Raw genomic sequence first — 26,675 nt, forward strand, 5'->3', positions numbered from 1 at the left:
CGGTGCGCCGGTGCGCAGCTTCATCCAGCGGGAGCCCTCGGCGGTCCTGCTCGCCGTCCAGCTCCTCGCGGTGCTGCTGTACCCGGCGCTCGAGGGCAGCGCCGTCCAGCGATCGCTCTTCAGCCTCTTCGGCGTGCTCGTGCTCGGGCTCGTCGTCCTCGCCGTTCGCGACACGCCGTTCCTCACCTCGGTCGTGCTGCTCCTCGGCGTCCCGGCCACCGTCCTGCTGCTCATCCAGGCTGTGACCGGCGACGACGCGCTGCTGGCATGGTCGAGCGGGCTGGAGGCCGCGATCTACTTCTACGCGGCCGGGGCGATGATCGCCTACATGCTCGCCGACCACGAGATCACCCGCGACGAGCTGTTCGCGGTCGGCGCCGCGTTCACGCTCGCCGCATGGGGGTTCGCCTACGTCTACACCGTCGTGCAGGAGGTCGACCCGGGCGCGCTGGGCGACGCGCACCGCTCCTGGATGGACCTGCTCTTCCTCAGCTTCACGACGCTGACGAGCACCGGGCTGAGCGACATCGTCCCGACGGCGCCGTTCGCCCGCAGCGTCAACATGCTCCAGCAGATCGCCGGGCTGGGCTACGTCGCGATGGTCGTCTCGCGGCTCGTGGCCCTCACCGTGCGGCGGCCGGCCGAGTGAGCGCGAAGAGCGCCGCGCACAGCACGGCCGCGGCGCCGGCGTAGCCGAGCTCGCTGCGCAGCAGCACGTCGTCGACGACTGGCACGACGAGCCAGACGGCGAGCAGCACGGCCGCGCCGAGCCACGCGAACGCCGCGGGCCGCTGCAGCCCGCGGGCCAGCGCCGCCTGGTTGAGCGTCCCCGCCGCGAGGTGGAAGCCCATGCCGATGCCCACCACGGCGAGGCCCCAGCGGCCGTACTCGTGGTCGAAGAGGAGATCCATCGCCCAAGGACCGAGCACGAGCAGCCCGAGCGACACGGCGGCCGCGAAGCCCGCGATCGCCAGCAGCGTCGTGCGGATCGCGCGGCGGAACGTCGCCCGGTCCGCGGTCGCCTCCGCCGCGGTCAGGTGGGGGAGGAGCGACGTCTGGATCGCCTGGAAGAGCTGCAGCGGGGCGCGGGCGATGAGCAGTGCGTTGAAGACGATGCCCGCCGTCCTCGGGTCGCTCGACACCGCATCGCCGAACAGCACGGGCGCGTTGAGCAGCGCCTGCTCGCTCAGCACGACCGCGAAGACCGCCACCGCGAAGCCGCCGCCCGCTCGCAACGACGGCCCGGCCGCGCGGGTGGCGCCCTCGGCCGACGCGGCCTGATGGCGCCCGAGCGCCCACGGCACGACCGACAGCGAGACGAGCGGCGCGGCGAGGATGCCGAGCGCGACCGCCGACTGACCGGACGCGATGCCGACCGCCACCGCCAGCGGGAACAGCACCCGCGTGAGCGACTCGAGCAGCACGAGCCCGCCGTAGAGCCCGAAGCGCCCGTTGCCCGCCAGCCAGCCGCGCGCGAAGTACGACGCCGCGTAGGCGACCGTGCCGCCGACGAGCACCCAGTACAGCGTCTCGGCGCCGTTGAAGACGTCGTCGACGAGCCACGGGCGCAGGATCAGCGCGACGACGACGAAGGCCGTCGCGAACGCCGCCTGGATGAGCAGCGGCGTGCGCAGCGCGTGCGCCTCGTGGCCGAGCGCCCGCGCCTCGGAGATCGACCGGCTGAGGAGCTGCTCGATCGGCCGGTAGATGACCGACGTGACGATGAAGAGCACCGACCACAGCAGCGAGACGCCGGAGTAGTCGGCCTTGTCGAGGACGTTCGCCGCGATCGCGAAGTACGCGAACGTGACCAGTCCGGTCGTCGCGATCCCGACCGAGAGGATCCGCGCGCCGGCGCCGTACGAGGACGGCTTGTCGCTGCGCTCAGCCGACACGCACGAGCAGCATCGTCCACGGGAACGGCGACCGCGCCTCGACGACGTCGCCGTGCCTGGACAGGAGCTGCACGAAGCTGCGCTTGGACCAGTGGTTCACGTGCCCCGGCGTGTTGCCGAGGTCCTTCCAGTACGCGCCGCGAGCCATGTTCAAGCCGCGCCACAGCGGCTCGCGCGGGACCGAGACGAGCAGGTGGCCGGAGGCGACGCGCGCCATCTCGGCGACCGTGTGCGCGGGATCCGGCACGTGCTCGAGCACCTCGATCGCCGTCGCCACGTCGAACTCGTCGTCGGCGAACGGCAGGTTCTCCGCCTTCATGACGCGGTACTCGAGGTTCGGCGCCGAGCGCTGCTCCCATTGGGCGTGCAGCTGCGGGTCGTCGAGGTCGATGCCGACCACGCGCCCGTCGATGCGCCGCGCCCACTTCTCGGTGAGCACGCCCTCGCCGCAGCCGACGTCGAGCAGCGAGCCCGGCGCGGCCTGCGTGAACAGCTCGTCGAGCGTCCGCTCGAAGCCGGCCATGAGCCGCTTCACGACGGGGTTCGTCGAGCCGTACTTGTCGTAGGTGTTGCCGGTGACCGTGCCCTCGCGGTCGACCGTCACGGTGGGGGTCATACCTCGAGCGCCTCCCGCTCCTCGGTGGGCTGGGGGCCGGCGTGCGCGCCGGTCGTCGCCGGCTGCTTGCCGTCGGGGTTGCCCGGCTCGTAGTGCGACGGCGGCGTGCCGAGCTGCAGCTCGATGCGCCGCACGCGCTCGAAGACGCGCTGGACCATGTTCGAGTTCGCCTGCAGCAGGTCGCCGATGATCCCGAGCGCGGCGAGCAGCATGCCGGCGTTGAAGAGGACGGCGCCGAGGATGAGCGACTGGACGTGGCCCTTGCCGTCGCCGTCGATGTAGAAGTAGGCGTAGCGCGCCCAGACGGCGAACGCGAGGACCACCATGAGGATCGCCGCCGTCATGAAGACGCGCAGCGGCTCGTAGCGCGTGTAGATGCGGAAGATCGAGACCGCGTTGCGCCGCACGTAGGACCACATCGAGGGGAAGAGGCGCGACTCGCGCGTCTTCGGGTTGGTCCGGATCGGGACGTGCTGGACGGCGATGAACTGCTTGCCGGCCTGGATGATGGTCTCGAGCGTGTACGTGAACTTCGAGACGACGATGAGCTGCATCGCGGCCTCGCGGTTGTACGCGCGGAAGCCGGACGTGGTGTCCGGGACGCTCGTCTCGGAGGCCTGGCGCACGACCCACGAGCCGAGCCGCTGCAGCGACTTCTTCAGCGGCGAGAAGTGCTCGATGTTCATGACCTCGCGGTCGCCGACGACCATGTCCGCGTCGCCGGCCAGCACCGGGGCGACGAGCTTGGGGATGTCGTGGCCGTTGTACTGGTTGTCGCCGTCGGTGTTGACGATGACGTCGGCGCCGAGCTTGAGGGCGGCGTCCAAGCCCGCCTGGAAGGCGTACGCGAGGCCCTTGTTGTTCGTCAGCCGGACGATGTGGTCGACCCCGTGCGCCTTCGCGACCTCGATGGTGCGGTCGGGGGAGCCGTCGTCGATGACGAGCCACTCGACCTCGTCGAAGCCCGCCACCTCCCGCGGGAGGTCGGCGAGCGTGGAGGGCAGCGTCTGCTCCTCCTTGAAGCACGGGATCTGGATGATGAGCTTCATGGCGTACGGGCGGCTCTAGCCTACTTCCCTTCATGGAAGGCGCGACCCTGACCCGGCCCCGCGCGGTCGCCCCTGCCCCGGGCCGTGCGGACGGCCACCGGAGGACCGACCGCTGGGTCGTCGCCGGCTTCGCGCTGCTCTGCCTCGCCGCCCTCGCCGGGTTCCTCGCGTTCCCGACCTACCCGAACTACGACTCGTACTACTCGCTGCTGTGGGGCCGCGAGCTGCTCGACGGGCACCTCCCGGTCTTCGAGGCCTACCGCGCGCCGACGCCGCATCCGCTCGCGATCGCGATCGGCGCCGTGCTGTCGCCGCTGGGCCACGAGGCCGAGCGCGTCTGGATCTTCCTCTGCGTCGCCTCCTTCGTCGCGCTCGTCGCCGGCGTCTTCCAGCTGTCGCGCCGGTCGTTCACGCCGCTCATCGGCCTCGTCGCCGCGCTGCTGCTGATCACGCGGTTCGACTTCGCCTTCTACGCCGCCCGCGGCTACATCGACATCGGCTACATGGCGCTCGTCGTGTGGGCGGCGGTGCTCGAGGCGGGCCGGCCGCGGCGCGGGACGCCGGTGCTCGTCCTGCTGGCGATCGCCGGCCTGCTGCGGCCGGAGGCGTGGGTGATGGCGGGCCTGTACTGGCTGTGGGTGAGCTGGCGCGCGTCGTGGGCGGAGCGCCTGCGCTTCGCCGTCCTCGCCGCGCTCGGGCCGGTGCTGTGGGCGGGCACCGACTGGATCGTCACCGGCGACCCGACGTACTCGCTGACGTACACGTCGAGCTTCGCGGAGGAGCTGGGGCGCGCGAAGGGGGCGCAGGGCGTGCCCGCCGCGACGTGGGAGTTCCTCATCAAGCTCGACAAGCTGCCGGTCCTGCTCGGCGGCATCATCGGGCTCGTGCTCGCGGTCTGGCTCGTGCCGCGGCGCTCGCTCGTGCCGCTCATCCTGCTGGCGGTGGGCATCGGCACCTTCGCGCTCGTCGGCGCGGGCGGGTTCAGCGTCATCGACCGCTACCTGCTCGTCAGCTCGCTGATGATGATGGTGTTCTGCGCCGTGACGCTCGCGGGGTGGACGATGCTCCGCGCGGGCCGGCTGCGCACCGCGTGGATGGTGAGCGCCGGCCTCTTCGTCTGCTTCGGGATCGTCTTCACCGCCATCAAGGTCAACGTGACGCGACTGGACAACGAGCTGCGCTTCCGCGGGGACGCCCACCGCGCGCTGCACGACGTCCTCGACACGCGCGCCGTCGCCGACGGGCAGCGTTGCGGCGTCGTCAGCGTGCCGAACCACAAGCTCATCCCCGACGTCCGCTGGATCCTCGACCTCCCGGACGGCGGCGTCGTCGCCCGCAGCCAGGGCGTCACCGGGCACGGGCGCAAGGCGCGCCGCGTGCGCCGCGAGGTCGCGCGCGGCGGCGTCGCGATCTACCCCGTCCAGCGCGCGGCGCTCCTGCGCCAGGCGCTCGTGACCGACAACGACGATCCCGCGACCGTGCTGCCGCTGCCCGGCTACACGCGTGAAGCGGGCAACGGCTACTACGCGGCGTATGTCCGCTGTTGAGCAACGCGTGATCGCCGAGCCGGTGGACGACGAGGTCGACCTCCTCGACCCCGATCCGCCGCGGCCCGCGTCCCGCGGCGCCACGCCGTGGCCGTGGTGGGCCGCGGTCGGCCTGGTGCTGCTCGGGTCGCTGCTGCTGCGCCTGTGGGGCGCCGACCACGGCCTGCCGTACTCGTACAACGCCGACGAGAACGGCCACTTCGTGCCGCACGCGATCGGGCTCTACGGCCACGGGTGGAACCCGGACTACTTCGTCAACCCGCCCGCCTACACGTACGTCCTGCACGTCGTCTTCCACCTCTGGTTCGGCGGCCGCGAGGACGTCTCGAACCAGTTCGCCACCGACCCGACCGAGGTGTGGGTCGTCGCGCGCCACACCGCCGCGGTGCTCGGGACGGTCGCCGTCTGGCTGCTGTACCTGACCGGCGCGCGGCTCTTCGACCGGCGCATGGGCCTGCTCGCTGCGGGCGTGATGGGCGTCGCGTTCCTGCCCGTCTTCTACGCGCACCTCGCGCTCAACGACGTGCCGACGCTGGCGCCGCTGACGCTCGCGCTCTACGGCGTCGCGGGCGTCGTCCGCGATGGGCGGCGCCTCGACTACGCCGTCGCCGGCATCGGTCTGGGGCTGGCGTGCGCGACGAAGTACACGGGCGGCATCGTGCTGCTGCCGCTGCTCGGCGCGGCCGCCGTGCGCGCGGCCGACCCGCGGCTGCGGCGCGACGCGCTGCTCGGCCTGCTCGTCGCGGCCGGCGCCGCGATCGCCGCGTTCGTCGTGGCCAACCCGTACGTCCTCCTCGACTTCCGCGCGGTGTGGGACGGCATCACGCACCAGTCGAGCGCGACCGGAGAGGCGAACGGCAAGCTCGGCCTCGACTACGACAACGGCTTCATCTACTACCTGTGGTCGTTCACCTGGGGGCTCGGCTGGGTGCCGTTCCTCGCGGCGATCGCCGCCATCCCGCTGCTGTGGCGCCTGCGCCGCCCGCTGAGCTGGGTGCTCATCCCCGCGCCGGTGCTCTTCGTGCTCTTCATGGGCACGCAGGAGCGCTTCTTCGGCCGCTGGCTCATCCCGGTGTTCCCGTTCGTCTGCCTGCTCGCGGCGTACGCGGCGCTCACCGCGGCCGACCGGCTCGCCGACCGCCGGCCGGCGTTGCGCCCGACGATCGTCGCGCTGGCGGTCATCGCGCTGTGCGCGCAGGGGCTCGTCTACTCGCTGCACATCGGCCAGGTGCTGTCGCGCGAGGACACGCGCAACCTCGCCCGCGACTGGATGGAGACGCACGTCCCGCCGCGCACGAAGGTCGTCGTCGAGCCGGTCGTGCCGGACGCGTGGGCGCAGGACATCGGCAACCCGTCGCGACTGACCTCGACGGGCAACCGCTGGGTCAAGTTCCCGACGTCGAGGACGCGCATCGACATCGACGACCCGGACGGCCCGCTGCTCCCGCCGCCCGGGCAGGTCGTGCACATCGAGGACTTCGAGCGCACGCTCGTCCCGTCGCTCGTCGACCGCTACGAGGAGGAGGGCTTCTGCTGGGTCGTCGTCGGCTCGACGCAGCGCGGCCGCGCGGAGGCCGAGCCCGACCAGGTGCCGGAGGCGATCGCGTACTACAAGCGGCTGGAGGAGCGGTCGCGCCTGGCGTACGAGGCGTCGCCGTACGCGCGCGGCCGCGGCCCCGTCGAGTTCAACTTCGATTGGACCTTCGACTACTACCCGCTGGCGTACCATCGCCCGGGTCCGGTCATGTCGATCTACCGGCTCACGGAGGGTCGCTGCGCTCCCTGACGCCCCCGTCATCCGTCGTAGACTTCGCTTGCGGATGGCGCTGCGCACCGACACCGACCGAGGGCACCTCGCACGCGCCATCGAGCTGGCGCAGCGCGGCTTCGGTCACGTGTCGCCGAACCCGATCGTCGGCGCGGTCATCGTCCGCGACGACGTCGTCCTCGGCGAGGGCTGGCACGCGGAGTACGGCGGCCCGCACGCGGAGGTCAACGCGATCGCCGACGCCGGCGACGCGGACCTCACCGGCGCGACCATGTACGTGACGCTCGAGCCGTGCTGCCACACCGGCAAGACGCCCCCGTGCACCGACGCGATCCTGCGCTCCGGCATCGGCCGCGTCGTCGTCGGCTCGGACGACCCGACCGAGAAGGCGTCCGGCCGCGGGCTCGGCATCCTGCGCGACGAGGGCGTCGAGGTGGAGGTCGCCGACGGCGAGCTCGCCGCCCACGCGCGACGGCTCAACCAGGCGTTCCGCAAGCACGCGCGCACCGGCCGGCCGTGGGTGCTCTTCAAGTCCGCGATGACGTTGGACGGCAAGGTCGCGACGCGGACGGGCGACTCGAAGTGGATCTCATCGACCGACTCGCGCGAGCTCGCGCACCGCTGGCGCGCGGCGGTCGACGCCGTCGCGGTCGGCGTGGGCACCGCGCTCGCCGACGACCCGCAGCTGACGGCCCGCATCGAGGGGGTCAGCCGCCAGCCGCGCCGCGTCGTCTTCGACTCGACCGGCCGCCTGCCGCTCGACTCGCAGCTCGTGCAGATGGCGCCCGACCCGCCGCTGACCGTCGTCGTCTCGCGCGCCGCGCCGCGCGCGGACACCGACGCGCTCGAGATGGCCGGCGCCGAGGTCATCGTCGCCACCGGCGAGAACGAGCAGGCCCGCGTGCGCTCGGCGCTCGACCAGCTCGGCGACGAGGGGATCACCACGATCCTGCTCGAGGGCGGGCCGCGGCTGGCCGGCGCGTTCTTCGACGCCGGCGAGATCGATGAGGTCCGCCTCTTCCTCGCGCCCATCCTGCTCGGCGGTCGCACGGCGCGCGACCCGCTCGAGGGCGAGGGCGTCGAGCGCATCGGCGACGCGCTGCGCGCGCTGACCATGGACTGCCAGTCGCTGGGGGACGACCTGCTCGTCACGGCACGCCTCAGGGAGTGGTGAGCGGATGTTCACGGGGCTCGTCCAGGACCTGGGGAAGGTCGCCGAGGTGCACGAGACGACCGATGGCGTGCGCGTCGCCATCGAGTCGCCGCTGGCCGCGGAGCTGAAGGAGGGCGACTCCGTCGCCGTCAACGGCGTCTGCCTGACGGCGGTCGGCCTTTGCAAGGGAGAGCGGTTCGGCGCGGACGTGATGCACGAGACGCTGCGGCGCTCGTCGCTCGGCGCGATCGAGCAGGGCTCCTCGGTGAACCTCGAGCTGCCGTTGCGCGCGGCCGACCGGCTCGGCGGCCACGTCGTGCAGGGCCACGTCGACGGCATCGGCGCCGTCGCGGGCTCGCGCGAGGACGGCTTCGCCCGGATCGTCACCATCGAGGCCGGGCCCGAGCTCCTGAAGTACGTGGTCGAGAAGGGCTCGATCGCGGTCGACGGCGTGTCGCTGACGGTCGCGCGCGTCGACGGCACCAGCTTCGACGTCTCGCTCATCCCCGAGACGCTGGAGCGCACCACCCTGGGGAGGGCGGAGACGGGCGCTGTGGTCAACCTCGAGGTCGACGTGCTCGCGAAGTACGTCGAGAAGCTGATCGGAGCCACACGGACATGACTGCCACCAGCACGCGGTTCGCCACCATCGAGGAGGCCATCGAGGACATCCGCGCGGGCAAGATGGTCATCGTCGTCGACGACGAGGACCGCGAGAACGAGGGCGACCTCGTCATGGCCGCGCAGTTCGTCACCCCCGACGCCGTCAACTTCATGGCCAAGGAGGCGCGCGGCTGGATCTGCCTCGCCCTGACGCCGGAGCGCTGCGACGAGCTCGGGCTCGAGCTCATGACCTCGAAGAACGAGTCGCCGCATGAGACGCCGTTCACGGTGACGATCGAGGCGCGCGAGGGCGTGACCACCGGCATCTCGGCCGCCGACCGCGCACAGACGATGCAGGTCGCCGTCGACCCGAACAAGGGCCGCGAGGACATCATCATCGGCGGCCACGTCAACCCGCTGAAGGCCAAGCCCGGCGGCGTGCTCGAGCGCGTCGGCCACACCGAGGCGAGCGTCGACCTCGCGCGCCTGGCGGGCCTCATCCCGGCCGGCGTGATCTGCGAGATCATGCGCGACGACGGGTCGATGGCCCGCGTGCCGGACCTCGAGGAGTACGCCGCGCGGCACGACCTGAAGATGGTCACGATCGCCGACCTCGTCGCGTACCGCCGCCGCAACGACAAGCTCGTCGAGCGCGTCGTCTCGACGCGGCTGCCGACCGAGTTCGGCGACTTCACCGCGGTCGGCTACCGCGCGCTCGTCGACGACAAGCACCACGTCGCGCTCGTCAAGGGCGACGTCGACGGCAAGGACGACGTGCTCGTCCGCGTGCACTCCGAGTGCCTCACCGGCGACGTGTTCCACTCGCTGCGCTGCGACTGCGGCGAGCAGCTCGAGTCCGCGCTGTCGATGATCGAGCGCGAGGGCCGCGGCGTGCTCCTCTACCTCGCGCAGGAGGGCCGCGGCATCGGCCTGCTCAACAAGCTCAGGGCCTACAAGCTGCAGGAGGAGGGCTTCGACACCGTCGAGGCCAACCTCAAGCTCGGGCTCCCCGCCGACCTGCGCGACTACGGCATCGGCGCGCAGATCCTGTCGGACCTCGGCTTGACGTCGATCCGGATCCTCACGAACAACCCGAAGAAGATCCGCGGCCTCGAGGGCTACGGGCTGTCGGTCACCGACCAGGTGCCGATCCAGCACACGCCGAACCCGCACAACGAGGCGTACCTGAGGGCCAAGAAGGAGAAGCTCGGCCACATGCTGCACCACCAGGGCCTCGCGCTCGACGAGGAGATGGTCCACGACGAGAACGTCCGGGACCACCGCGCCCGATGAGCACGTTCGCGATCGTCATCGCGCGCTACTACGAGGACCTGGCGCAGCGGCTGCTCGACGGCGCGCAGGCCGCGTTCACCGAGGCGGGGCACGGCGAGGCCGACGTCTTCGACGTCCCCGGCGCGTACGAGCTGCCGCTGGCCGCGCGCTACGCCGCCGAGTCGGGCCGCTACGAGGGCGTCGCCTGCCTCGGCGCGGTCATCCGCGGCGAGACCGACCACTACGACTACGTCTGCGGTGAGGCGGCGCGCGGCATCCAGGAGGTCCAGCTGCAGACGCGCGTGCCCTGCGCGTTCGGCGTCCTGACCGTCGACAACCTCGATCAGGCGCTCGCCCGCACCGGCGGCGGCAAGCGCGATTCCGGGCGCCACGCGGCCGAGGCGGTCATGACGCTGGCGGCCCTGCGCCGGGAGCTCGCCGCGCCCTCCTGACTTCTCCGATCGGAGCTAACCTTCCGGTCATGGAGAGCGGGCCGCTGCTGGCGATCATCCTGCTGACCGTCGTCCACTTCATCGGGATCGTGGCGCTGTTCGCGTTCGCCGGCGGCGACATGATCGAGATCTTCCGCACGAAGCCCGCCGACCACGGCGACGACGGCGGCGAGCCGCGCACCGACGAGCCCGAAGACGCGCCCGTCCCCGGCGGCGGTGAGCTCCTGCCGCCGCTGCCCTCCGCCGAGCAGGCCGGCGTCCGCCTGCGCGAGCCCGGCCGCATCGCCGAGCACTACCGCCGCCCGCGTCGCCCGGACCACGTGCCCGAGCGCGCGCCGCAGCGCGAGAACGCCTAGTCCTTCGCGGCCTTCTTCGCTTCCTTGATGCGCTGCTTGACCAGCTGGGGGCGGTCGTCCGGGCTGACCTGCAGGCGGCGCTCGAAGTACGGGATCGCCTCGGACGGGCGGCCGGCCTGCATGAGCGCGTCGCCGAGGTTGTAGAGCGCGTAGCCGTACGTCGTGGGGTTGGCGTTCGACCCCTGCTGCTCGAAGCCGGAGACGGACTGCTGCAGCAGCGGGATGGCACCGGCGGCGTCGCCGGCCTGCAGCTTCGCGTAGCCCTGGTCGTTGAGCGCCGAGGGGTTGCCGGCGGGCGTCGCCTGCTGCTGCTGCTGCGTCGTCGTCGTCGTCGTCGTGGCGGGCGGCGCGGTCTGGGCCGGCGCCTCCTGCGTGGCGGTCTGCTGCGGCTGCGTGCTCGTCGACGTCTTCGGCTTCTTCTTCTTGGTGGTCGCGGTCGGCTTCGGCTGCGTGGAGGCCCTCTCGTCGCCGCCGCTGCCGCCGTCGCCGCCGGACAGGCCGGCGATCGCCACCGCGGCGACGATCAGCGCGATGGCTCCGAGCGCGGCGAGCAGCAGCCAGCCGTTGCGGCGGCCGCCATCCGCGGCGCGGCGCTCCGGCGGCGCGGGGCGCGACGGTGGCGCGGCGGCCGCGACCGGATCGAGGCGGCGCGACGCGGGCGTCGGGGCCGGCGGCGCGGCGGGGGCAACGCGCGTTGACGCAGTCCGCGGCCCGTCGGCGCGGCGGACCGCCTGCTGCAGCTCGTCGACGAACTGGCCGGCGGTGAAGTAGCGCGCATCGGGATCCTTGGCCATCGCCCGCGCGATGACGTCGTCGACCTCGCGGCCCAGGCCGGTGGAGGGCGGGTCGTCCTCGACGTGCTGGCGCGCCTGCGCGGCGACGTGCTCGCCCTCGAACGGGCGGCGGCCGGTCAGCAGCTCGAAGGCGACGATCCCGAGCGAGTAGCGGTCGCTCGCGTCGGTGGCGGACTGGCCCATCGCCTGCTCGGGCGAGAGGTAGGCGGCGGTGCCGAGCACCTGGCCGGCCTGGGTCAGCGAGGTGTCATCGGCGAGGCGGGCGATGCCGAAGTCGCCGACGGCGACGCGGCCGCGCTCGTCGAGCAGCAGGTTCGCCGGCTTGACGTCGCGGTGGACGATCCCCTCGCCGTGCGCGTAGTCCAGCGCGGCGGCGGTCTCGCGCAGCCACTGCACCGCCTGCGTGAAGGGGATGGGCTGGCGGCCGCGGAGCCGGTCGGCCACGCTGCCGCCGGTGAAGAGCTCCATGACGATGAAGGGGCGGCCGCCCTCCTCGCCCACGTCGTAGATCGTCACGACGTTCGGGTGGTTGGAGACGCGGGCGGCGGTCCGGGCCTCGCGCTCGAAGCGCGTGCGGCTGAGCGGCTCGGCGGCCACGTGCTCGGCGAGCAGCTTGACCGCGACCTGGCGGCCGAGAACGGAGTCCTCGGCGGCCCAGACGGACGCCATGCCGCCGTTGGCGACGTGGCGGACGACCTTGTACCGCTCCGGGAGGTTCACGCTGACGTGCGTATCCGGCACCTCAGGACCGTACCCGGGAACGCCGCCCGGGTATCAGCGACGACCTCGCTATCCTCATGCGCCTCATGGCCAAGGTCTGTCACGTCTGCAGCAAGGGTCCGGCGTTCGGGAACAGCCGCAGCCACTCGATGGTGGCGACGAAGCGTCGCTTCAACCCGAACCTCCAGAAGGTCCGGATCCTCGACAACGGCTCGCCCAAGCGCGCCTACGTCTGCACTCGCTGCCTCAAGGCCGGCAAGGTCATCAAGGCCGTCTGATCCGCTCTCCCGGGTGCCCGAGGAGACGGACCTCAGCAGGTTCAGAGCGGTCGTCGCCGCCGCCCTGGCGCACCTCGAGGCGCGCCGGCAGGAGGTCAACGACCTCAACGTCTTCCCCGTCGCCGACGGGGACACCGGCGACAACATGGCGCTCACGCTGCGCTCAGTGCTCGCCGAGCTCGACCGCCTGAGCGCGTCGTCGTCGGGCGGCTCGGTCGACGAGATCGGGCGCGAGGAGCTGGTCGACGCCGTCGCCCGCGCGGCGCTGCTCGGCGCGCGCGGCAACAGCGGCGTGATCCTCTCGCAGTTCATCCGCGGCGCCGCCGAGGAGCTGGCCAGCCGCCCCGGCGAGCTCGTCGACCCGACGCTGGTCGGCTCGGCGATGGCCCGCTCGGTCGACCGCGCCTACGCGTCGGTCCGCGCCCCCGTCGAGGGGACGATCCTCACCGTCGCGCGCGACATGGCGCACCGCATCGCCACCGAGCTCGCCCACATGCCGGACCAGCGGCTCGGTGCCGACGCGCCGGCCGGCAAGCAGGACCACGCGATCGCGACGATCCTCGAGCGGGCGCTCGACGCCGGCCAGGACTCCGTGCGCCGCACGCCCGAGCTGCTGCCCGTCCTGCGCGACTCCGGCGTCGTCGACGCGGGCGGCTACGCGCTGACGATCCTCGTCGCGGGCGTCATCGCGGCGCTGCGCGGCGACGCGGCGCCGGAGGTCGAGCGCCACGCGGCGCCCGCGCAGCTCACGCACCCGGAGCATGCGTCCGAGACGTACCGCTACTGCACGAACTTCGCGGTGACGGGGGAGGGGCTCGACCCGGTCCCGTACCGCCAGGAGCTCGAGGCGGTCGGCGACTCGATCCTCGTCGTGGGCGACGCGCGGACGCTGAAGGTCCACGTGCACACCGACGACCCCGCGTCGGCGACGGCGCTGTTCGACGGCGTGGGGGAGGTCTCGCACCTCGACGTCGCCGACATGCACGCGCAGGTGACCGAACGGGCCGCGCGGCTGTCGGGCAACGGCGCGTCGGCGGAAGCCGAGCCGCAGCGCTGCGGCGCGGTCGCGGTGGCCAACGGCGACGGCATGCGGGCGCTCTTCGAGTCCTTCGGCGCGCACGTCATCGACGGCGGCCCGACGCTCAACCCGTCGACGTACGAGCTGCTCGCCGGCATCCACGCGGTCCACGCCGAGGAGGTCGTCGTGCTGCCGAACTCCTCGAACGTGATCATGGCCGCCGAGCGGGCCGCGGAGCTGTCGGACAAGGACGTCATCGTCGTGCCGACGCGCTCGCCGCAGGCGGGGCTGACGGCGTCGGTGGCGCTCGATCCGACGCGGGGCGCGTCCGAGAACGCCGAGGCGATGACCGAGGCGATCGTCGAGCTGCGGATCGGCTCCGTCGCGCCGGCCGCGCGCGACGACGTCCACGGCCGCTTCGTCTCCGGCGACGCGGTCGGGTTCGTCGACGACGAGATCATCGCGTGGGGCTCGCCCGAGCCGACGCTCGCCGCGGTCCTGCGCTCGCTCGGCCGCGACGCGGAGCTCATCACCGCGATCTCCGGCGACGGCGCGCCGCTCGACGACGCGCAGGTCGAGGGCATGGCGCCCGACGGCGTCGAGCTCGAGGTCCGCGAGGGCGGCCAGCCGGCGTACTGGTGGCTCCTCGCCGCCGAGTAGCCGACCGGGCCAACCATCATCCTTCGGAGCGTGGGTCCGACCTCCTTCGCGTCCTCCGAGCCGCTCGATCTCGAGGCGGTCACCGTCCGCTTGCCGAAGCCCTCGCGGCTGGAGGAGCCGCTGGAGGTCAAGCCAGCCGTCGCGGCCGAGGCCGCGGCGTCGCTGGGCCTGAACACCGTCGGCGACCTCCTGCAGCACCTCCCGCGCGACTCGGGCGAGGCGCGCACGATCGCGGAGCTGGTGCCGGGCGAGTCGGCCACCGTGCTCGTCGAGGTCCGCGGGATCATCTCGCGGCCCGTGCGCCGGCGCGGGATGAAGCCGCTCGTCGAGGCGACGGTGGTCGACGGCACCGGCGTGATGAAGGTGACGTTCTTCAACCAGCCGTGGCTCGAGCGCCAGTACGTGCCGGGGACGCGGCTGATGCTGCAGGGCAAGTTCGAGGCGCGCAACCGGTTCAAGGTCGCGTTCCACGCGCGGACGGAGAAGGTCGGCGGCGAGGTCGAGGGCGTCGCGACGTACCCGGCGACGAAGGGCCTGAACTCGACGCGGATCGCCGCGCTCGTGCATGAGCACCGCGACGCGATCTTCGACGCCGTCGACCCGCTGCCCGCGCGCGTGCTCGTCGACGAGCGGCTGCCCGACGTGCCCGGCGCGCTCGCGGCCGCCCACTTCGGCGACCGCGAGGGCGGCCGGCGGCGGCTCGCCTTCGACGAGCTGCTCGTCGACCAGATCGGCCAGCTGCGGCTGCGCGCCGAGCGCCGCGCCGGCGTCGCCGCGCCCGCGTTGACGGACGCGCCCTCGCTGACGGCCGACTGGCTCGCGGGGCAGCTCCCGTTCGCGCCGACGGGCGACCAGCGGCGCGCGATGGAGGAGATCGACGAGGACCTCCGTCGCGACCGGCCGATGCAGCGGCTGCTCATGGGGGAGGTCGGCTCCGGCAAGACGGTGGTCGCGCTGTGGACGATGCTGCGCGCGGTCGAGCACAGGATGCAGGCCGCGCTCATGGCGCCGACCGAGACGCTGGCCGAGCAGCACTTCGCCACCGTGCAGTCGCTCATGCCCGGTGGGACCGTGCCCGCCGCGCTGCTCACCGGGTCGACGACGGCGTCGCGCCGGGCGGACGTGCTGAACAAGCTCGCGAGCGGCGAGCTGGCGCTCGTCGTCGGGACGCACGCGCTCATCGAGGAGGCGGTCGAGTTCCGGTCGCTCGCCGTCGCCGTCGTGGACGAGCAGCACCGCTTCGGCGTCCGCCAGCGCATGGCGCTCGACGCGAAGGCGCCGCCCGGCCTGGCGCCGCACGTCCTGCACATGACCGCGACGCCGATCCCGCGGACGCTGCGGCTGACGTCGTTCGGCGCGCTCGACGTGACGACGCTGCGCGAGCTGCCACGCGGCCGCCAGCCGATCGAGACGTTCGTCGCGGACGGCGAGCGAGCGCGCGAGCGGGCCTACGAGCGCATGCGGGAGGAGCTGCGGTCCGGACGCCAGGCGTTCGTCGTCTGCCCGCTCGTCAGCGACTCCGAGGCGGTCCAGGCGCGCGCGGCGACCGCCGAGTACGAGCGGCTGAAGACGACCGAGCTCGTCGACTTCGAGGTCGTCCTGCTGCATGGGCAGATGAAGCCGCGCGAGAAGGCCGAGGCGATGGAGCGCTTCGCGTCCGGCGCCGCGGACGTGCTCGTCGCGACGACGGTCATCGAGGTCGGCATCGACGTCCCGAACGCGACGGTGATGCTCGTCGAGGACGCCGAGCGCTACGGCATCTCGCAGCTGCACCAGCTGCGCGGCCGCGTCGGCCGCGGCGCGCACAAGTCGCTGTGCCTGCTGTTCGGCCCGACGGACTCGCGGCGCCTGAAGGCGCTCGCCGAGTTCTCCGACGGGTTCCGCCTCGCCGAGGAGGACCTCGAGCTGCGCGGCGAGGGCGAGCTGTTCGGCACGCGCCAGTCCGGCATGGCCCGCTTCCGCTTCGCGCTGCTGCCCGATGACACCGACCTCCTCGAGCGCGCACGCAGGCGAGCCGAGCTGCTGCTCGCCGCCGACCCCGCGCTCGAGCGGCCCGAGCACGTGCTCCTCGGCGACCGTCTCCGCGCGGTGGAGGCGGAGCCCGTGGCGGCGTGAGGGTCATCGCCGGCCGGTTCGGCGGCCGACGCCTCACGACTCCCTCCGGCCGCGACACGCGCCCGACGTCCGACCGCGTCCGCGAGGCGCTCTTCTCGATCCTGGGGCCGCTGGACGGCGACCGCGCGCTCGACCTCTTCGCCGGATCGGGCGCGCTCGGGATCGAGGCGCTGTCGCGCGGTGCGGAGACGGCGACGTTCGTGGAGCGCGACGCGCGTGCGGTCAAAGCGCTTCTAAGCAACCTCCAAGCGCTCGGGATCGAGGCGGAGGTACGACAGGCGGACGTGCTCGTGGCGCTCCGGGACGCATCGCGGCGCGGCGCCTCCTACGATCTGGTGCTCTGCGACCCCCCGTACCGGCTCGCCGCCGGTCTGGGGCCCTCGCTGTCGGGCGCTCTCGGCCCCGTGCTCGCCAAGGGCGCGCGGGTGGTGACGGAGAGCGACCGGCGTCACCCCCTCCACCTCGACCTCCCGCTCACTGACGAACGCCGGTACGGCGACACGCTCCTCCGATTCCATGAGTCCTGAAACCCGCCGTTGCGTGTGCCCCGGGTCCTACGACCCGATCACGATGGGCCACGTCGACATCATCGGCCGCGCCTCGCAGCTGTTCGACGAGGTGATCGTGGCCGTCGTGAACCAGTCGGTGCGCAAGAGCAACGCGATCTTCGGGATCGAGGATCGCCTCGCGTTCATCGAGAAGGCGACGGCCCAGTTCGGCAACGTCCGGGCGGAGCCGTTCGACGTCCTCGTGGTCGAGTTCGCCCAGCGCGTGGGGGCGAAGGCGATCGTCAAGGGGCTGCGGGCGATCTCGGACTTCGAGTACGAGATGGAGATGAACCAGCTCAACCGCCGCGAGGCCCCCGGGATCGACACGCTCTACCTGATGGCGTCGCCCCAGTACAGTTTCCTCAGCTCAAGCGGTGTCAAGGAGCTCGCGACGTTCGGCGGCAAGATCGAGGACCTGGTCCCCGAAGGAGTTGGAGAACGTCTGAAGGAAGAGCTGCAGCGCCGCCGAATCCAAGGCTGATCCGCATGGACGTCCTCGTTCTCATCGACAAGCTCGACGATCTCGTTCACAACGCGAAGTCGGTCCCCATGACCGACCAGGTGCGTGTGGACAAGGAGGAGATCTACGACATCCTCGACCAGATGCGCGCGACGATCCCCGAGGAGATCAAGCAGGCGCGCTGGATCGTCAAGGAGCGTCAGGAGATGCTCGCCGAGGCCAAGCGCGAGGCCGAGCGCATCGTCAAGGAGGCGCGCGAGCGCCAGGCGCGGCTGGTCTCCGAGCAGGAGATCACCAAGCAGGCCGAGCGCGCCGCCGAGGACATCATCGAGGACGCCCGCGCCCGCGAGCGTGAGATCCGTCTCGGCGCGGAGGACTACGCCGACGAGATCCTCAACACGCTCGAGGTCAACCTCACGAAGTTCATCGCTGCCGTCCAGCGCGGCCGCGAGCGCCTGCAGGGCAAGGACGAGGCCACTACGGCCGACGTCGCCTAGCCTTCGCTTCTTGGCCCCCTCAGTCGAGGTCCTCGACACCGACATCACGACCCTCGAGGTCGACGCGATCGCCAACGCCGCGAACGCGTCGCTGCTGCATGGCGGCGGCGTCGCCGGGGCGATCGCACGGGCCGGCGGCGAAGCGGTCGAGCGCGAGTCGCGCGCGGCGGCGCCGATCCCGCTCGGGTCCGCGGTCGCGACCTCCGCGGGGAACATGCCGTCGCGCTGGGTGATCCACGCGGCGACGATGGTCTCGCCGGGCGGCACGACGGACGCCGACGTCGTCCGCCGCTGCACCGCGGCGACGCTGTGGAAGGCGGAGGAGCTGGGAGCCCGGTCGCTCGCGCTCGTGGCCTTCGGCACGGGCGTCGGCGGGTTCCCGCTGGCCGAGGCCGCGGAGATCGAGGTCGAGGAGGTCCGCCGCCACCTCGAGAGCGGCTCGCGGCTCGAGCGCGTCGTCTTCGCGGTGCGCGGGGCGGACGCGGTGGCGGCGTTCGAGGCCGCGCTGAGCGCCTAGTCGTCGTCTGAGTCGTCGTCGCCGCCGCGACCCCGGCCGCGCCCGCGGCCGCTGCTGTCGTCGTCGGATCCGCCGTCGTCGTCGTCGACCGTGGTGGCCGGCGCCGTCGCCGGCGGCGGCGTGGCCTGCGTCGTGGTCGTCTGCGCCGACGTGCGCGTCGTGGAGGTCGTCGTCGTGCGCGTCTTCTTCGCCCGCGCGCGCTTCGCGGTCGTGGCGGTGGTGCGCGCGTCGTCGGGGGCGAGCTCGCGGCCGGCCGTCAGCGGCTCCGAGTTCAGCCCGATGTCCTCGTTCGTGAGGTGGCTGGCGGCCATCGTCACGCCGACGGCAAGCGCCAGCCCGGCCAGCCCGGCCACGGTCAGGGTGAGGAGGCGTCGCACTGCGGGCCAGCCTAGTCCGGGCCGGGGAAAGATCCGGCAAAGGGTGGAGGGATCACGGCGCGGGTGGCAGGCGCAGCTCCGCCACCGCGCCGGGGGCGCCGTCGTCGCGTGAGCGCAGGACCACGTCGCCGTCCCAGCGACGCGCGAGCTCGCGCGCGATCGGCAGCCCCAGCCCGGTGCCGCCGGGGCCGCGGCGGCCCGCCGTTCCGCGGTGGAAGCGCTCGAACACCGCCTCCTCCTCGTCCTCGCGGAGCCCCGGTCCCTCGTCGAGCACCAGCAGCCCGCTCTCGCGCGCCGCGATCGTCACCGTGGTGCGCGCCGGCGAGTAGTGCAGGGCGTTCTCGACGAGCGCATCGACGATGCGGTCGACGTCGGCCCGGTGGCACCAGACCGTGCCGCCCGCGGATGGCTCGGCGTTGAGGGCGTGGTCGCGCACGTCCGCCTCGTGCTGCCAGCGCGCGGTGGCGCGCTGGACGACCTCGCGCAGGGAGATGGGCTCGCCGGGCAGCTCGCGCTCGCCCGCCCGGCTGAGCTCGAGCAGCTCGCCGACCATCTGCGCGAGCCGGTCGACCTCCGTGAGCGCGGCGTCGAGCTCCTCGTGCACCTCGGGCTCGCTCGACTCCGCGCGGGCCGCTTCGAGCCTGAGACGCAGGCCGGCGAGCGGCGTGCGCAGCTGGTGCGACGCGTCGGCGACGAACTCGCGCTGCGAGTCGAGCAGCCGCCCGAGCCGCGACGTCATCTTGTTGAACGTCCGCGCGAGCGACTGCTGCTCGGCGCTGCCCTCGACGCGCGCACGGGCGGTGAGGTCGCCCTCGGAGACCTGGTGCGCCGCGACGTCGAGGCGGCGCAGCGGCCGGGCGACGCCGCCGGCGATGAGCCACCCGGCCGCGAGCCCGAGCGCGACCACGAGCGCGCCGACGAGGGCGAGGCCGAGCCACGCGCGGCGCACCGCGCGCTCGACGGCGTCCATGCTCTGCGTCACGCGAACGGCGCCGACGGGGCGGCCGTTGCGCACGACCGGCACGGCGGTGGCGAGCAGCGTCTCGTTCAGCGTGTCGGACCGGCGTTCGCGCTGGTCGGCGCGGCCCGCGAGCGCGGCGGCGACCTCGGGGCGCGAGCGGTACGAGCGCCCCATCCCCGTGCCCGCCGAGTCGGCGAGCAGCCGGCCGTTGCCGTCGACGACGACCACACGGGCTCGCGTCGCCGCGCCCGCCGTGCGGACGAGGCGGTCGAGCTCGCGCGGCTGCGGGGGGCCGATGAGGTCGGATGCGGACGCGGCGACGACGTCGGCCTGCCCGCGAGCCTCCGACCGGACCTCCGCGTCGACCCGGTCGGCCAGCGCCGACCCGAGCGGCACGCCGAGCGCCACGACCGCCAGCACCAGCACGTACGACAGCGCGAGCGTGAGGCGGGCGCGAAGGCCTACGGCTGCGCTCCCTCGTCCTCGGCCGTGGCGAACCGGAAGCCGACCCCTCGCACGGTGTGGATGAACCGCGGCGCGGAGGGGTCGTCGCCGAGCTTGCGGCGCAGCCAGCCGATGTGCACGTCGAGGGTCTTCGTCGACCCGAACCAGTTCTCGTCCCAGACGCGGGCCATGAGGTCCTCGCGGGTCACGACGCGGCCGGCGTGCCGGGCCAGCTCGGCGAGGAGATCGAACTCCTTGCGGCTCAGCTCGATCTCCCTGCCGTCGAGCCGGACACGGCGGGCGGCGAGGTCGATCTCCAGTCCGCCCGCCTGCAGCGGTTCCAGCACCGGCTGCGCGGCCGAGGTCTCGTTCCTCCCGGCCGACCGCCTCAGCACGGCGCGGATCCGGGCGATCACCTCGGCGCCCGAGAACGGCTTGACCACGTAGTCGTCGGCCCCGATCTCGAGCCCGACCACCTTGTCCGTCTCGGTGCCACGCGCGGTGACCATGATCACGGGCACCCCCGACTCGGCGCGGATCGTCCGGCAGACGTCGCGCCCGTCGCCGTCGGGCAGCATGAGGTCGAGGAGCACCAGGTCCGGGTCGGCGCTGCGCGCGAGGTCCAGCGCGTCCGCGGCGGTCGCCGCCAGCACCGGGTCGAACCCCTCGCGGCGCAGGAGCTTCGCGAACGGCTCGGCGATCGAGGCCTCGTCCTCGACCAGCAGGATGCGTGGGGCAGCGGCGCTCATCGGCGTGCCGGAGCGTAGTCGGGCGGCCCGATCCCCCGCGAGACCCTTTGCCGAACCTTTGCTCCCGTTTCGCGGTGGCTTGGCGGGTCGTGCTCCAGGGTGGCCGTCATGCCCGCCAAGTTCAGCCGTTCTCGCGTCGCCGCGGTCGTGACGCTCCTCGCCCTCGGGATCCTCGCCGCCGTCGCTCTTGCCGCGCGGCCGGGGGAGACGCAGCCGCCCGCGGCGTCCGCCACGCAGGCCGCCGACCGGACGACGACGACCGAGAAGCCGGTCGTCCGCACGGAGGCCGTCCGCCGCACCGTGCACCTGAAGAGCAAGCGCCGGCATCGCTCCGGCGCCGCGGCCGCGGCTGCGGCGCCGGTCGCCGCCGCGAGCGCCGCGCCGGTTGCGCGTGCCGCGGCTTCGACGCCGGCGCCCGCCGTCCAGCCGAGCCCGGTGACGGCCACCGTCCCGCAGAGCGACGACGACGACCACTTCGACGACGACCGCTTCGAGCGCGACGACGACGATCGCTTCGACGACGACCGCTTCGAGGTCGACGACGACGACCACTTCGAGGGCGGCGGCGACGACGACGGCGGTCACGGCCGCGGCCGCGGTCGGGGGCGCGGCGGCGACGATGACTGACCGGCCGCGTGCCGGGCGGCTCACGCCGCCCGGCGCCGCCGTGACCATCGGCGGCGCCACCGCCACGTTCCTCGCCTCGCTCGGGTTCCTCGCCCATCAGGTCCGCGCCGGCGACGACCCCGCGATCGGCCCGGCCCGCACGACGGTCGCCGCCGCCGCACCGAAGGAGCGAAGCCGCCCCGTCGTGATCCGCCGCCGAGTCGTGATCACCCGGGTCGTCGAGGACCCGCCCGAGACGAGCGTCGCCGGCCCGGCGCCGCTGACGCCCTCGGCGCCTGCCGTCCGCACGAGCGCCCCGGCGCCGGCTCCCGCCCCCGTCGCGGCCCCGGCACCCGCTCCGGCTCCGGCTCCCACACCGGCCCCCGTCGTCTCCCGCGCGTCATGACCCACGCTCTTCCCGCGCCGCTCCGCGAGGGCGCCGCCGGCAACGCCGAGGATGTCGTTCTCCGCGACCAAGTCGACCGCTCCTTCCGGGCGATGGGGACGACCGTCCGCATCGCGGTCTCCGGACCGGGCGCCGAGGAGCGCGCCGCCGAGGCCGAGGCTCTCGTGCGCGACTACGACCGGAGGCTCTCGCGCTTCCGGCCCGACTCGGAGCTCTGCGCGCTCAACGCCGATCCACGCCGGCGCGTCCGGGCCTCGGCGCTGCTCCGCGACGCCGTCCGCGCGGCGTTGTGGGCGGCGGGGCGGACCGGCGGGATCGTCGATCCGACGCTCCTCCGCGCGCTCGAGGACGCTGGGTACGCGACCTCGCGTGCGAACGCGACGCCCGTCCCGCTCGACGAGGTCCGCGAGTGGGCGGCCGCCTCACCGCGCGTCGCCGCCCGGCCGCATCCCGACCGCGCGTGGGCCGCGATCGTCGTGCACGAGCCGACGGGAACGATCGTCAGGCCGCCCGGCGCCGGGCTCGACCTCGGCGGCACCGGGAAGGGCCACGTCGCCGACCTCGTCGCGGGCATCCTCGACGGCGCCGACCGCTGGGCCATCGACTGCGGCGGCGACCTCAGGGTCGGCGGCGCGCCCGGCACCTCCCACGCCGTCGCCATCGCCGGCCCGGACGGCACCGAGATCACCACCCTCCACCTCCACCACGGCGCAGTCGCCACGTCCTCCATCCACGCCCGCTCGTGGCGGGCCGCAACCTCCGACGCGCAGCCGCGGCGGCCCGATGCGTCTTCGCCGGTCGACCAAGACTGGCGAGATAGATCGGGGCTCGCCCACCATCTTCTGGATCCCGCGACGGGACGGCCGGTCAACACCGGACTGATCTCCGCGACGGCTCTCGCGCCGACGGTCCTCGAGGCCGAGACGCTGGCGAAGGCCGCGCTGATGACCGGCGACCTCGGTTGGCTCGAGTCGTGGGGCGGCGTCGCGGTCGGGGCGGACGGAGATCTTCGCTGGATCCGGCAGGGGGTGCTGGCGTGACCGGGCCGGCGCCGATGGAGTACGGCTGGTGGCTGGCGTCGCGCGCGTCGGGGCTCACCGCGCTGCTGTGCATCACCGTCTCGATCGGGCTCGGCCTCGCGCTCGGTGGGCGGGTGTCGCAGAAGCCCGGCCTCCCTCGCGTGCTCATGGCCGTGCACGAGCACGCCGCTCTCGCCGGCCTCGTGGCGATCGCGGTCCACGGGATCACGCTGCTCGGCGACGGGTGGCTGAAGGCGGGCGTCGCCGACATCGCCGTTCCGTTCGCGTCGAACTACCGGCCGCTGTGGGTCGGCATCGGTGTGATCGGCGGCTGGCTCGCCGCGCTGCTCGGCCTGACCTTCTACGCCCGCAAGCGCGTCGGCGTCCAGCGCTGGCGCAAGGCACACCGGGCGACGATCGTCGTCTACGTCCTCTCCGTCCTCCACACCGTCGGCGCCGGGACCGACGCCGGCGAGGGCTGGCTGCGGGCGTTCCTCGTCGTCACCGGCGCCCCGATCCTCTTCCTCTTCGTGATGCGGATCCTCCCGCGGCCGGGGAAGGTGAAGGCGCCGCGCGCGGGGAGGAACGCCGGAGCGACGCCCGCGCCGCAGCCGGCGGAAGCGTGATGGCGCCTCCGGCCGTCAGCGGGTGAGGTGGAAGGCGAGGGTCTCCCACTCGTCGCCGTCGAGGCGTCGCGCGTCGACCGTCAGCTCGACGGCGTCCTCGCGGAACGGCCAGTCGTCGAAGGTCGGCGTCTTCCCGCCGCAGAGGTCGAGGGAGAGGCCGTCCCAGGTGGCGATGAGGCCGCTCGCGCGGTCGACGACGGCGTCGTCGAGGCCGGACCGCAGGGAGGCCTGGCGGGACCGCTCGCGTTCGACGAGCGCGTCGATCTCCGCGCTGCTGTTGCCGGACTGCTGCCGCCAGCCCATCAGGCGCGTGCAGTGCATGGAGACGAGCAGGCCGATCCAGCGGCCGAACGTCGCCGCCGCGTCGGTCCCGGCGGTCCAGATCGCGGCGTGGTCGGCGGGTGGGAGCGCGAAGAACGGCGGCGGGCGGCCGGTCGACGGATCGATCGGCGGGTCCCGCTCCCAGTCCGTCCAGCCGAGATCGTGGATCGTCGCCGCCACGACGAGGTCGTCGGCCGGGAGGTTCGGGTCGATCCGCCACGCCTCCGCGATCCGCCCGGTGAGCGCCGAGTGCGCCGTCTGCGGCACGCCGAGACCGTCGTCGCGGAGGATCATCGCGGCGTCATCGGACCGCGAACGAGTCGTGCCCCTCGACGCCCGCGTCGTCGGCCTCGACCGACGCGACCTCCGCGCGCGAGGGACCGGAGGCCATCCAGCGCTCGAACGCGACGACGCCGGAGGGATCGCCCTCGATGTGCGCCTCGACCGATCCGTCCCGGCAGTTGCGCACCCATCCAGCCACGCCGAGGCGCTCGGCCTCGCGGCGGGCGGAGTCGCGGAAGAACACTCCCTGCACCCGACCCCTCACGACCACTCGACGGGCAACGACGGCCACCCGGTCATGGTGCCGGAGATCAGTCGGAGGAGGCGTCCTCGTCGGCCGGACGCAGGAGCGCGTCGATCTGGCCGAGGTGCCCGCGGACGTTGGAGGCGAGCGTGTCGACGATCCGCGTCGCCTCGCCGATGTACGTCGTCGCCTGCGTCAGCTGCGACTTCACGCGGCGGACGTCCTCCATGGCGGCGAACGCGCGCTCCACCTCGGACCGCACCGCCGCGGCGTCGATGCCGGCGCCGTCGCCGCGGGCCATCAAGACGCGAGCGCGGGCGAGCTTGTACGCGACCTCCAGCGAGATCCGCGACCCGTCCTCGGGATCGAAGACGACGAAGAGCTTGTTGCCGTTGTACTCGCGCAGGTCATGCGTCCGCGCGGGCAGGCGGTCCTCGGACGGCACGACGAAGAGCGCGTAGTCGGCGTCGCGCGTCGTCATCGCCTCATCCAGATCGGCGAGCGCCTGGTTCTTCGACATCCGCGAGTTCTTCGCCTCGACCACGATCCGCCCCCGCGCCGGCCCGGCGCAGGCGTCCAGGGCGATCACGACGTCGCCCTTCTTGCCGCCGACGCCCTTCACGTCGCCGACCGCATCGCAGTCGTCGCCCTGCGCCACCGCGATGACGTCCAGCGCGTCCGCGACGGCCTCCTCGTAGGAGCGCCCCTTCGCGGTCCCGCGCGACGCCTCGGCGGCGACCTCCTCGAGCTTCTCCTTCTCGGCCTTCAGCTCCGCCATCTGCACGCGCATCGCCTCGAGGCGAGCGTCCATCGCGGCCAGCCGCTGCGCCTGCTGGTCGGCGTTGTCGCGGATCACCTTCAGCGACGCCCGCTGGATCGCCACGATCGGGTTGTCCTGCGTGTCCGACGTGAACTGCTTGCGCACGTCCTCGCGGATCTGACCCGCCAGCTCGGCCACCACCGCGCGGACCTTGTGCTGCACCGCCGCCGACGACTCGTCGCCGAAGTGCTTGGCGAACACGCGCGAGACGTGGCCCTCGTCGGGCGCGAAGACCTGCTCGACCTTCTCGTCCAGCCGGTCCGCGACCGCCTTCGACCGCTCCGTGAACTCGCTGCGCATCCGCTCGAACTCCGCGCGGATCACGTCGGTCTCGGCCGACACGCCCTCGCGCTCCAGCACGCGCGCGCCCACGCCCAGAGCGTCGAGCACGTACCGCGCGGCGTCGGACGCGTCAGCGGCGCCCCGCACGACGGCGTCGTCGTCGACGATCAGCCACTCGATCGCCAGCCGCCCGTTGCGGACGGCGACCTGGGAGAAGGGGAGAGGGGTGGCAGCTTCCATGACGTGGATGGAGTCGGAGGGTCGCAGCCGTTCCTGACGGAACCTCACGGCCCCTAGCCTGGGTCGAGGAGCCGCACCATGAACCCGCTCAAGGCAGCCCTCGAGGATCCCGCCACCGGCGCCGCGCGCCTGCGGACCCTGCTCGGGCAGGAGCTCGAGCGCGGGGAGCAGGAGCTCGGCCGCAAGCGGTCCGGATACGAGGACCCGGTGCTCGTCGCGTTCACGAGCCACGGAGCCGCCGCACTGCCGGTCCCCGAGGCGTTCCGCGCGGACGCCCACACGGTCGACGACCGCGCCTGGACCGTCGTCGCCGCCGCCGTCGGTGCGCTCCAGCAGGCGACCGACCTCCCGGCACCCAACGGCCCGCAGGACCTCCGCCTCAAGGCGAGCGAGCACGCCGGCCACCTCGTCCTCACGCTCGGCGAGCCCCTCGACGCCGAGCTCGCCGCGCTCGCGTTCGACGAGGCGACGGCCGGCGTCGACCGTCTCAGGGCGGCCGCCGTGACGCTCCCGCCCGACGTCCTCGACGGCACCGACGGCCGCGAGCCGATCGGCCCCGCCCATCCGCTCAAGGTCGCCGAGGTCGTCGCGCGCATGGGCGGCGACCCGGCCAACCCCACCGATGAGCAGGAGGAGGCGGTGCTCGCCCTCCTCGGCACGAACAACGGTGCCGCGCGGCCGCACGACGACCCGGATCGCGCCCGCCGCGTCGCCCGCCGGATCCTCCAGAGGCTGGACGGCATGGGGAAGTGGGGCGGCTACCACACCGACTTCGCCCACCTCGCCCGCGGCTTCGCGGGGAACGAGCGCGCGCTGGCCGACGAGGTGGGCGAAGCGCTGCTCGCCGCCGGCCTGCTCGCCGAGAAGCCGAGCGTCGGCCAGCGCCACGTGTTCCTCAACCCGCGCAAGGCCGGTGAGATCCGCCGTCTGATCGACGACGGCACGCTGCCTGTGGGTCTACGCCTGCCGCGAACGTGACA

At 73.3% G+C, this 26,675-nt stretch carries 30 protein-coding genes; 20 read left to right on the top strand and 10 right to left on the bottom strand.

All coding sequences use genetic code 11. The features are described 5' to 3' along the window. Positions 1-10 precede the first annotated feature (10 nt). The gene (locus tag AC1UE4_RS02850; protein WP_482915710.1) at positions 11-649 is read left to right on the top strand and encodes a potassium channel family protein; all 639 of its coding nucleotides are present in this window, start codon (positions 11-13) and stop codon (positions 647-649) included. Here the strand turns inward: AC1UE4_RS02850 and AC1UE4_RS02855 are convergent. Genes AC1UE4_RS02855 through AC1UE4_RS02865 form a run of 3 tightly spaced genes read right to left on the bottom strand, consistent with a single transcriptional unit; the run spans position 624 to position 3,560 of the window. Further along, the gene (locus AC1UE4_RS02855; protein ID WP_482915711.1) at positions 624-1,895 is read right to left on the bottom strand and encodes a lipopolysaccharide biosynthesis protein; all 1,272 of its coding nucleotides are present in this window, start codon (positions 1,893-1,895) and stop codon (positions 624-626) included. The genes AC1UE4_RS02850 and AC1UE4_RS02855 overlap by 26 nt on opposite strands. After that, on the bottom strand, positions 1,885-2,511 hold the full coding sequence (locus AC1UE4_RS02860) for a class I SAM-dependent methyltransferase (RefSeq protein ID WP_482915712.1): 627 nt from the start codon (positions 2,509-2,511) through the stop codon (positions 1,885-1,887). Before AC1UE4_RS02860 ends, AC1UE4_RS02855 begins: the two co-directional genes overlap by 11 nt. Further along, positions 2,508-3,560, bottom strand: coding sequence for a glycosyltransferase family 2 protein (locus AC1UE4_RS02865; protein ID WP_482915713.1), 1,053 nt, complete (start codon positions 3,558-3,560; stop codon positions 2,508-2,510). Before AC1UE4_RS02865 ends, AC1UE4_RS02860 begins: the two co-directional genes overlap by 4 nt. A 32-nt stretch (positions 3,561-3,592) precedes the next feature. Here AC1UE4_RS02865 and AC1UE4_RS02870 point away from each other — a divergent pair, with 32 nt between their 5' ends. The 7 genes from AC1UE4_RS02870 to AC1UE4_RS02900 are packed head-to-tail and all read left to right on the top strand — an operon-like array spanning position 3,593 to position 10,711. Further along, on the top strand, positions 3,593-5,107 hold the full coding sequence (locus tag AC1UE4_RS02870; RefSeq protein ID WP_482915714.1) for a glycosyltransferase family protein: 1,515 nt from the start codon (positions 3,593-3,595) through the stop codon (positions 5,105-5,107). Beyond that, a complete protein-coding gene (locus AC1UE4_RS02875; RefSeq protein WP_482915715.1) occupies positions 5,094-6,893 on the top strand; it encodes an ArnT family glycosyltransferase in 1,800 nt (599 codons plus the stop codon). The genes AC1UE4_RS02870 and AC1UE4_RS02875 overlap by 14 nt, the downstream gene beginning before the upstream one ends. Before the next feature lie 34 nt (positions 6,894-6,927). After that, the gene (gene ribD, locus AC1UE4_RS02880) at positions 6,928-8,049 is read left to right on the top strand and encodes a bifunctional diaminohydroxyphosphoribosylaminopyrimidine deaminase/5-amino-6-(5-phosphoribosylamino)uracil reductase RibD (RefSeq protein WP_482915716.1); all 1,122 of its coding nucleotides are present in this window, start codon (positions 6,928-6,930) and stop codon (positions 8,047-8,049) included. Positions 8,050-8,053: 4 nt separating this feature from the next. Beyond that, the gene (locus tag AC1UE4_RS02885; protein ID WP_482915717.1) at positions 8,054-8,650 is read left to right on the top strand and encodes a riboflavin synthase; all 597 of its coding nucleotides are present in this window, start codon (positions 8,054-8,056) and stop codon (positions 8,648-8,650) included. Continuing rightward, on the top strand, positions 8,647-9,924 hold the full coding sequence (locus tag AC1UE4_RS02890) for a bifunctional 3,4-dihydroxy-2-butanone-4-phosphate synthase/GTP cyclohydrolase II (RefSeq protein ID WP_482915718.1): 1,278 nt from the start codon (positions 8,647-8,649) through the stop codon (positions 9,922-9,924). Before AC1UE4_RS02885 ends, AC1UE4_RS02890 begins: the two co-directional genes overlap by 4 nt. After that, the gene (gene ribH / locus AC1UE4_RS02895) at positions 9,921-10,355 is read left to right on the top strand and encodes a 6,7-dimethyl-8-ribityllumazine synthase (RefSeq protein WP_482915719.1); all 435 of its coding nucleotides are present in this window, start codon (positions 9,921-9,923) and stop codon (positions 10,353-10,355) included. Before AC1UE4_RS02890 ends, ribH begins: the two co-directional genes overlap by 4 nt. A 29-nt stretch (positions 10,356-10,384) precedes the next feature. Beyond that, positions 10,385-10,711, top strand: coding sequence for a hypothetical protein (locus tag AC1UE4_RS02900; protein ID WP_482915720.1), 327 nt, complete (start codon positions 10,385-10,387; stop codon positions 10,709-10,711). Here the strand turns inward: AC1UE4_RS02900 and AC1UE4_RS02905 are convergent. Continuing rightward, positions 10,708-12,246 (bottom strand): protein kinase domain-containing protein, encoded by a 1,539-nt coding sequence (locus AC1UE4_RS02905; protein WP_482915721.1) that lies wholly within the window; start codon positions 12,244-12,246, stop codon positions 10,708-10,710. The two genes, AC1UE4_RS02900 and AC1UE4_RS02905, sit on opposite strands and share 4 nt — an antisense overlap. Before the next feature lie 65 nt (positions 12,247-12,311). Between AC1UE4_RS02905 and rpmB the strand changes: the two genes are divergently transcribed. Genes rpmB through AC1UE4_RS02940 form a run of 7 tightly spaced genes read left to right on the top strand, consistent with a single transcriptional unit; the run spans position 12,312 to position 18,318 of the window. Then, positions 12,312-12,503, top strand: coding sequence for a 50S ribosomal protein L28 (rpmB, locus tag AC1UE4_RS02910; RefSeq protein WP_482915722.1), 192 nt, complete (start codon positions 12,312-12,314; stop codon positions 12,501-12,503). A 13-nt stretch (positions 12,504-12,516) separates the two neighbouring features. Further along, the gene (locus AC1UE4_RS02915) at positions 12,517-14,181 is read left to right on the top strand and encodes a DAK2 domain-containing protein (RefSeq protein ID WP_482915723.1); all 1,665 of its coding nucleotides are present in this window, start codon (positions 12,517-12,519) and stop codon (positions 14,179-14,181) included. Positions 14,182-14,211: 30 nt separating this feature from the next. Further along, the gene (gene recG / locus AC1UE4_RS02920) at positions 14,212-16,296 is read left to right on the top strand and encodes an ATP-dependent DNA helicase RecG (protein WP_482915724.1); all 2,085 of its coding nucleotides are present in this window, start codon (positions 14,212-14,214) and stop codon (positions 16,294-16,296) included. After that, entirely contained in the window at positions 16,293-16,823 is a 531-nt protein-coding gene (rsmD, locus tag AC1UE4_RS02925; RefSeq protein ID WP_482915725.1) for a 16S rRNA (guanine(966)-N(2))-methyltransferase RsmD, read from the top strand. Before recG ends, rsmD begins: the two co-directional genes overlap by 4 nt. After that, a complete protein-coding gene (gene coaD, locus AC1UE4_RS02930) occupies positions 16,813-17,325 on the top strand; it encodes a pantetheine-phosphate adenylyltransferase (protein ID WP_482915726.1) in 513 nt (170 codons plus the stop codon). Before rsmD ends, coaD begins: the two co-directional genes overlap by 11 nt. Before the next feature lie 5 nt (positions 17,326-17,330). Continuing rightward, on the top strand, positions 17,331-17,801 hold the full coding sequence (locus AC1UE4_RS02935) for an ATPase (RefSeq protein ID WP_482915727.1): 471 nt from the start codon (positions 17,331-17,333) through the stop codon (positions 17,799-17,801). A gap of 10 nt (positions 17,802-17,811) precedes the next feature. Next, positions 17,812-18,318: a macro domain-containing protein gene (locus AC1UE4_RS02940; RefSeq protein ID WP_482915728.1), complete on the top strand. Its 507-nt coding sequence runs from the start codon at positions 17,812-17,814 to the stop codon at positions 18,316-18,318. On the opposite strand, the gene AC1UE4_RS02945 is transcribed toward AC1UE4_RS02940, so the two are convergent. From AC1UE4_RS02945 to AC1UE4_RS02955, 3 genes are read right to left on the bottom strand one after another with little or no spacing between them, the layout of a single operon-like run. Continuing rightward, positions 18,315-18,695 (bottom strand): hypothetical protein, encoded by a 381-nt coding sequence (locus AC1UE4_RS02945; protein WP_482915729.1) that lies wholly within the window; start codon positions 18,693-18,695, stop codon positions 18,315-18,317. The two genes, AC1UE4_RS02940 and AC1UE4_RS02945, sit on opposite strands and share 4 nt — an antisense overlap. 52 nt (positions 18,696-18,747) lie before the next feature. Next, a complete protein-coding gene (locus AC1UE4_RS02950) occupies positions 18,748-20,076 on the bottom strand; it encodes an ATP-binding protein (RefSeq protein WP_482915730.1) in 1,329 nt (442 codons plus the stop codon). Between the two features lie 41 nt (positions 20,077-20,117). After that, positions 20,118-20,849, bottom strand: a complete 732-nt coding sequence (locus AC1UE4_RS02955; RefSeq protein ID WP_482915731.1) for a winged helix-turn-helix domain-containing protein — start codon at positions 20,847-20,849, stop codon at positions 20,118-20,120. Positions 20,850-20,957: 108 nt separating this feature from the next. On the opposite strand from AC1UE4_RS02955, the gene AC1UE4_RS02960 reads away from it, so the two are divergent. From AC1UE4_RS02960 to AC1UE4_RS02975, 4 genes are read left to right on the top strand one after another with little or no spacing between them, the layout of a single operon-like run. Beyond that, positions 20,958-21,476, top strand: a complete 519-nt coding sequence (locus AC1UE4_RS02960) for a hypothetical protein (RefSeq protein WP_482915732.1) — start codon at positions 20,958-20,960, stop codon at positions 21,474-21,476. After that, positions 21,469-21,861 carry a hypothetical protein gene (locus AC1UE4_RS02965; protein ID WP_482915733.1) on the top strand — a complete coding sequence of 131 codons (393 nt, stop codon included), beginning with the start codon at positions 21,469-21,471 and terminating at the stop codon, positions 21,859-21,861. Before AC1UE4_RS02960 ends, AC1UE4_RS02965 begins: the two co-directional genes overlap by 8 nt. Further along, complete coding sequence (locus tag AC1UE4_RS02970) at positions 21,858-22,901, top strand: FAD:protein FMN transferase (RefSeq protein WP_482915734.1); 1,044 nt, start codon at positions 21,858-21,860, stop codon at positions 22,899-22,901. Before AC1UE4_RS02965 ends, AC1UE4_RS02970 begins: the two co-directional genes overlap by 4 nt. Then, positions 22,898-23,506: a ferric reductase-like transmembrane domain-containing protein gene (locus tag AC1UE4_RS02975; protein WP_482915735.1), complete on the top strand. Its 609-nt coding sequence runs from the start codon at positions 22,898-22,900 to the stop codon at positions 23,504-23,506. The genes AC1UE4_RS02970 and AC1UE4_RS02975 overlap by 4 nt, the downstream gene beginning before the upstream one ends. Positions 23,507-23,521: 15 nt before the next feature. Here the strand turns inward: AC1UE4_RS02975 and AC1UE4_RS02980 are convergent, their stop codons facing one another. The 3 genes from AC1UE4_RS02980 to AC1UE4_RS02990 are packed head-to-tail and all read right to left on the bottom strand — an operon-like array spanning position 23,522 to position 25,695. Then, on the bottom strand, positions 23,522-24,121 hold the full coding sequence (locus tag AC1UE4_RS02980; protein ID WP_482915736.1) for a DUF3891 family protein: 600 nt from the start codon (positions 24,119-24,121) through the stop codon (positions 23,522-23,524). A gap of 7 nt (positions 24,122-24,128) precedes the next feature. Continuing rightward, a complete protein-coding gene (locus tag AC1UE4_RS02985) occupies positions 24,129-24,401 on the bottom strand; it encodes an acylphosphatase (protein ID WP_482915737.1) in 273 nt (90 codons plus the stop codon). Between the two features lie 19 nt (positions 24,402-24,420). Further along, complete coding sequence (locus AC1UE4_RS02990; protein ID WP_482915738.1) at positions 24,421-25,695, bottom strand: DUF2130 domain-containing protein; 1,275 nt, start codon at positions 25,693-25,695, stop codon at positions 24,421-24,423. 78 nt (positions 25,696-25,773) lie between these two features. Between AC1UE4_RS02990 and AC1UE4_RS02995 the strand changes: the two genes are divergently transcribed. After that, the gene (locus AC1UE4_RS02995; RefSeq protein ID WP_482915739.1) at positions 25,774-26,673 is read left to right on the top strand and encodes a hypothetical protein; all 900 of its coding nucleotides are present in this window, start codon (positions 25,774-25,776) and stop codon (positions 26,671-26,673) included. Positions 26,674-26,675 lie beyond the last annotated feature (2 nt).

This window comes from Parviterribacter kavangonensis (assembly GCF_056863335.1).

Bases quoted from the DNA above. Each gene is read 5' to 3' on its own strand.
- AC1UE4_RS02995 (WP_482915739.1), top strand. From the start codon at position 25,774: ATGAACCCGCTCAAGGCAGCCCTCGAGGATCCCGCCACCGGCGCCGCG.
- AC1UE4_RS02980 (WP_482915736.1), bottom strand. From the start codon at position 24,121: ATGATCCTCCGCGACGACGGTCTCGGCGTGCCGCAGACGGCGCACTCG.
- AC1UE4_RS02870 (WP_482915714.1), top strand. From the start codon at position 3,593: ATGGAAGGCGCGACCCTGACCCGGCCCCGCGCGGTCGCCCCTGCCCCG.
- AC1UE4_RS02955 (WP_482915731.1), bottom strand. From the start codon at position 20,849: ATGAGCGCCGCTGCCCCACGCATCCTGCTGGTCGAGGACGAGGCCTCG.
- AC1UE4_RS02900 (WP_482915720.1), top strand. From the start codon at position 10,385: ATGGAGAGCGGGCCGCTGCTGGCGATCATCCTGCTGACCGTCGTCCAC.
- coaD (WP_482915726.1), top strand. From the start codon at position 16,813: ATGAGTCCTGAAACCCGCCGTTGCGTGTGCCCCGGGTCCTACGACCCG.
- AC1UE4_RS02935 (WP_482915727.1), top strand. From the start codon at position 17,331: ATGGACGTCCTCGTTCTCATCGACAAGCTCGACGATCTCGTTCACAAC.
- AC1UE4_RS02965 (WP_482915733.1), top strand. From the start codon at position 21,469: ATGACTGACCGGCCGCGTGCCGGGCGGCTCACGCCGCCCGGCGCCGCC.
- AC1UE4_RS02890 (WP_482915718.1), top strand. From the start codon at position 8,647: ATGACTGCCACCAGCACGCGGTTCGCCACCATCGAGGAGGCCATCGAG.
- AC1UE4_RS02860 (WP_482915712.1), bottom strand. From the start codon at position 2,511: ATGACCCCCACCGTGACGGTCGACCGCGAGGGCACGGTCACCGGCAAC.
- AC1UE4_RS02885 (WP_482915717.1), top strand. From the start codon at position 8,054: ATGTTCACGGGGCTCGTCCAGGACCTGGGGAAGGTCGCCGAGGTGCAC.
- AC1UE4_RS02970 (WP_482915734.1), top strand. From the start codon at position 21,858: ATGACCCACGCTCTTCCCGCGCCGCTCCGCGAGGGCGCCGCCGGCAAC.
- AC1UE4_RS02875 (WP_482915715.1), top strand. From the start codon at position 5,094: ATGTCCGCTGTTGAGCAACGCGTGATCGCCGAGCCGGTGGACGACGAG.
- AC1UE4_RS02990 (WP_482915738.1), bottom strand. From the start codon at position 25,695: ATGGAAGCTGCCACCCCTCTCCCCTTCTCCCAGGTCGCCGTCCGCAAC.
- AC1UE4_RS02960 (WP_482915732.1), top strand. From the start codon at position 20,958: ATGCCCGCCAAGTTCAGCCGTTCTCGCGTCGCCGCGGTCGTGACGCTC.
- ribD (WP_482915716.1), top strand. From the start codon at position 6,928: ATGGCGCTGCGCACCGACACCGACCGAGGGCACCTCGCACGCGCCATC.
- rpmB (WP_482915722.1), top strand. From the start codon at position 12,312: ATGGCCAAGGTCTGTCACGTCTGCAGCAAGGGTCCGGCGTTCGGGAAC.
- ribH (WP_482915719.1), top strand. From the start codon at position 9,921: ATGAGCACGTTCGCGATCGTCATCGCGCGCTACTACGAGGACCTGGCG.
- AC1UE4_RS02865 (WP_482915713.1), bottom strand. From the start codon at position 3,560: ATGAAGCTCATCATCCAGATCCCGTGCTTCAAGGAGGAGCAGACGCTG.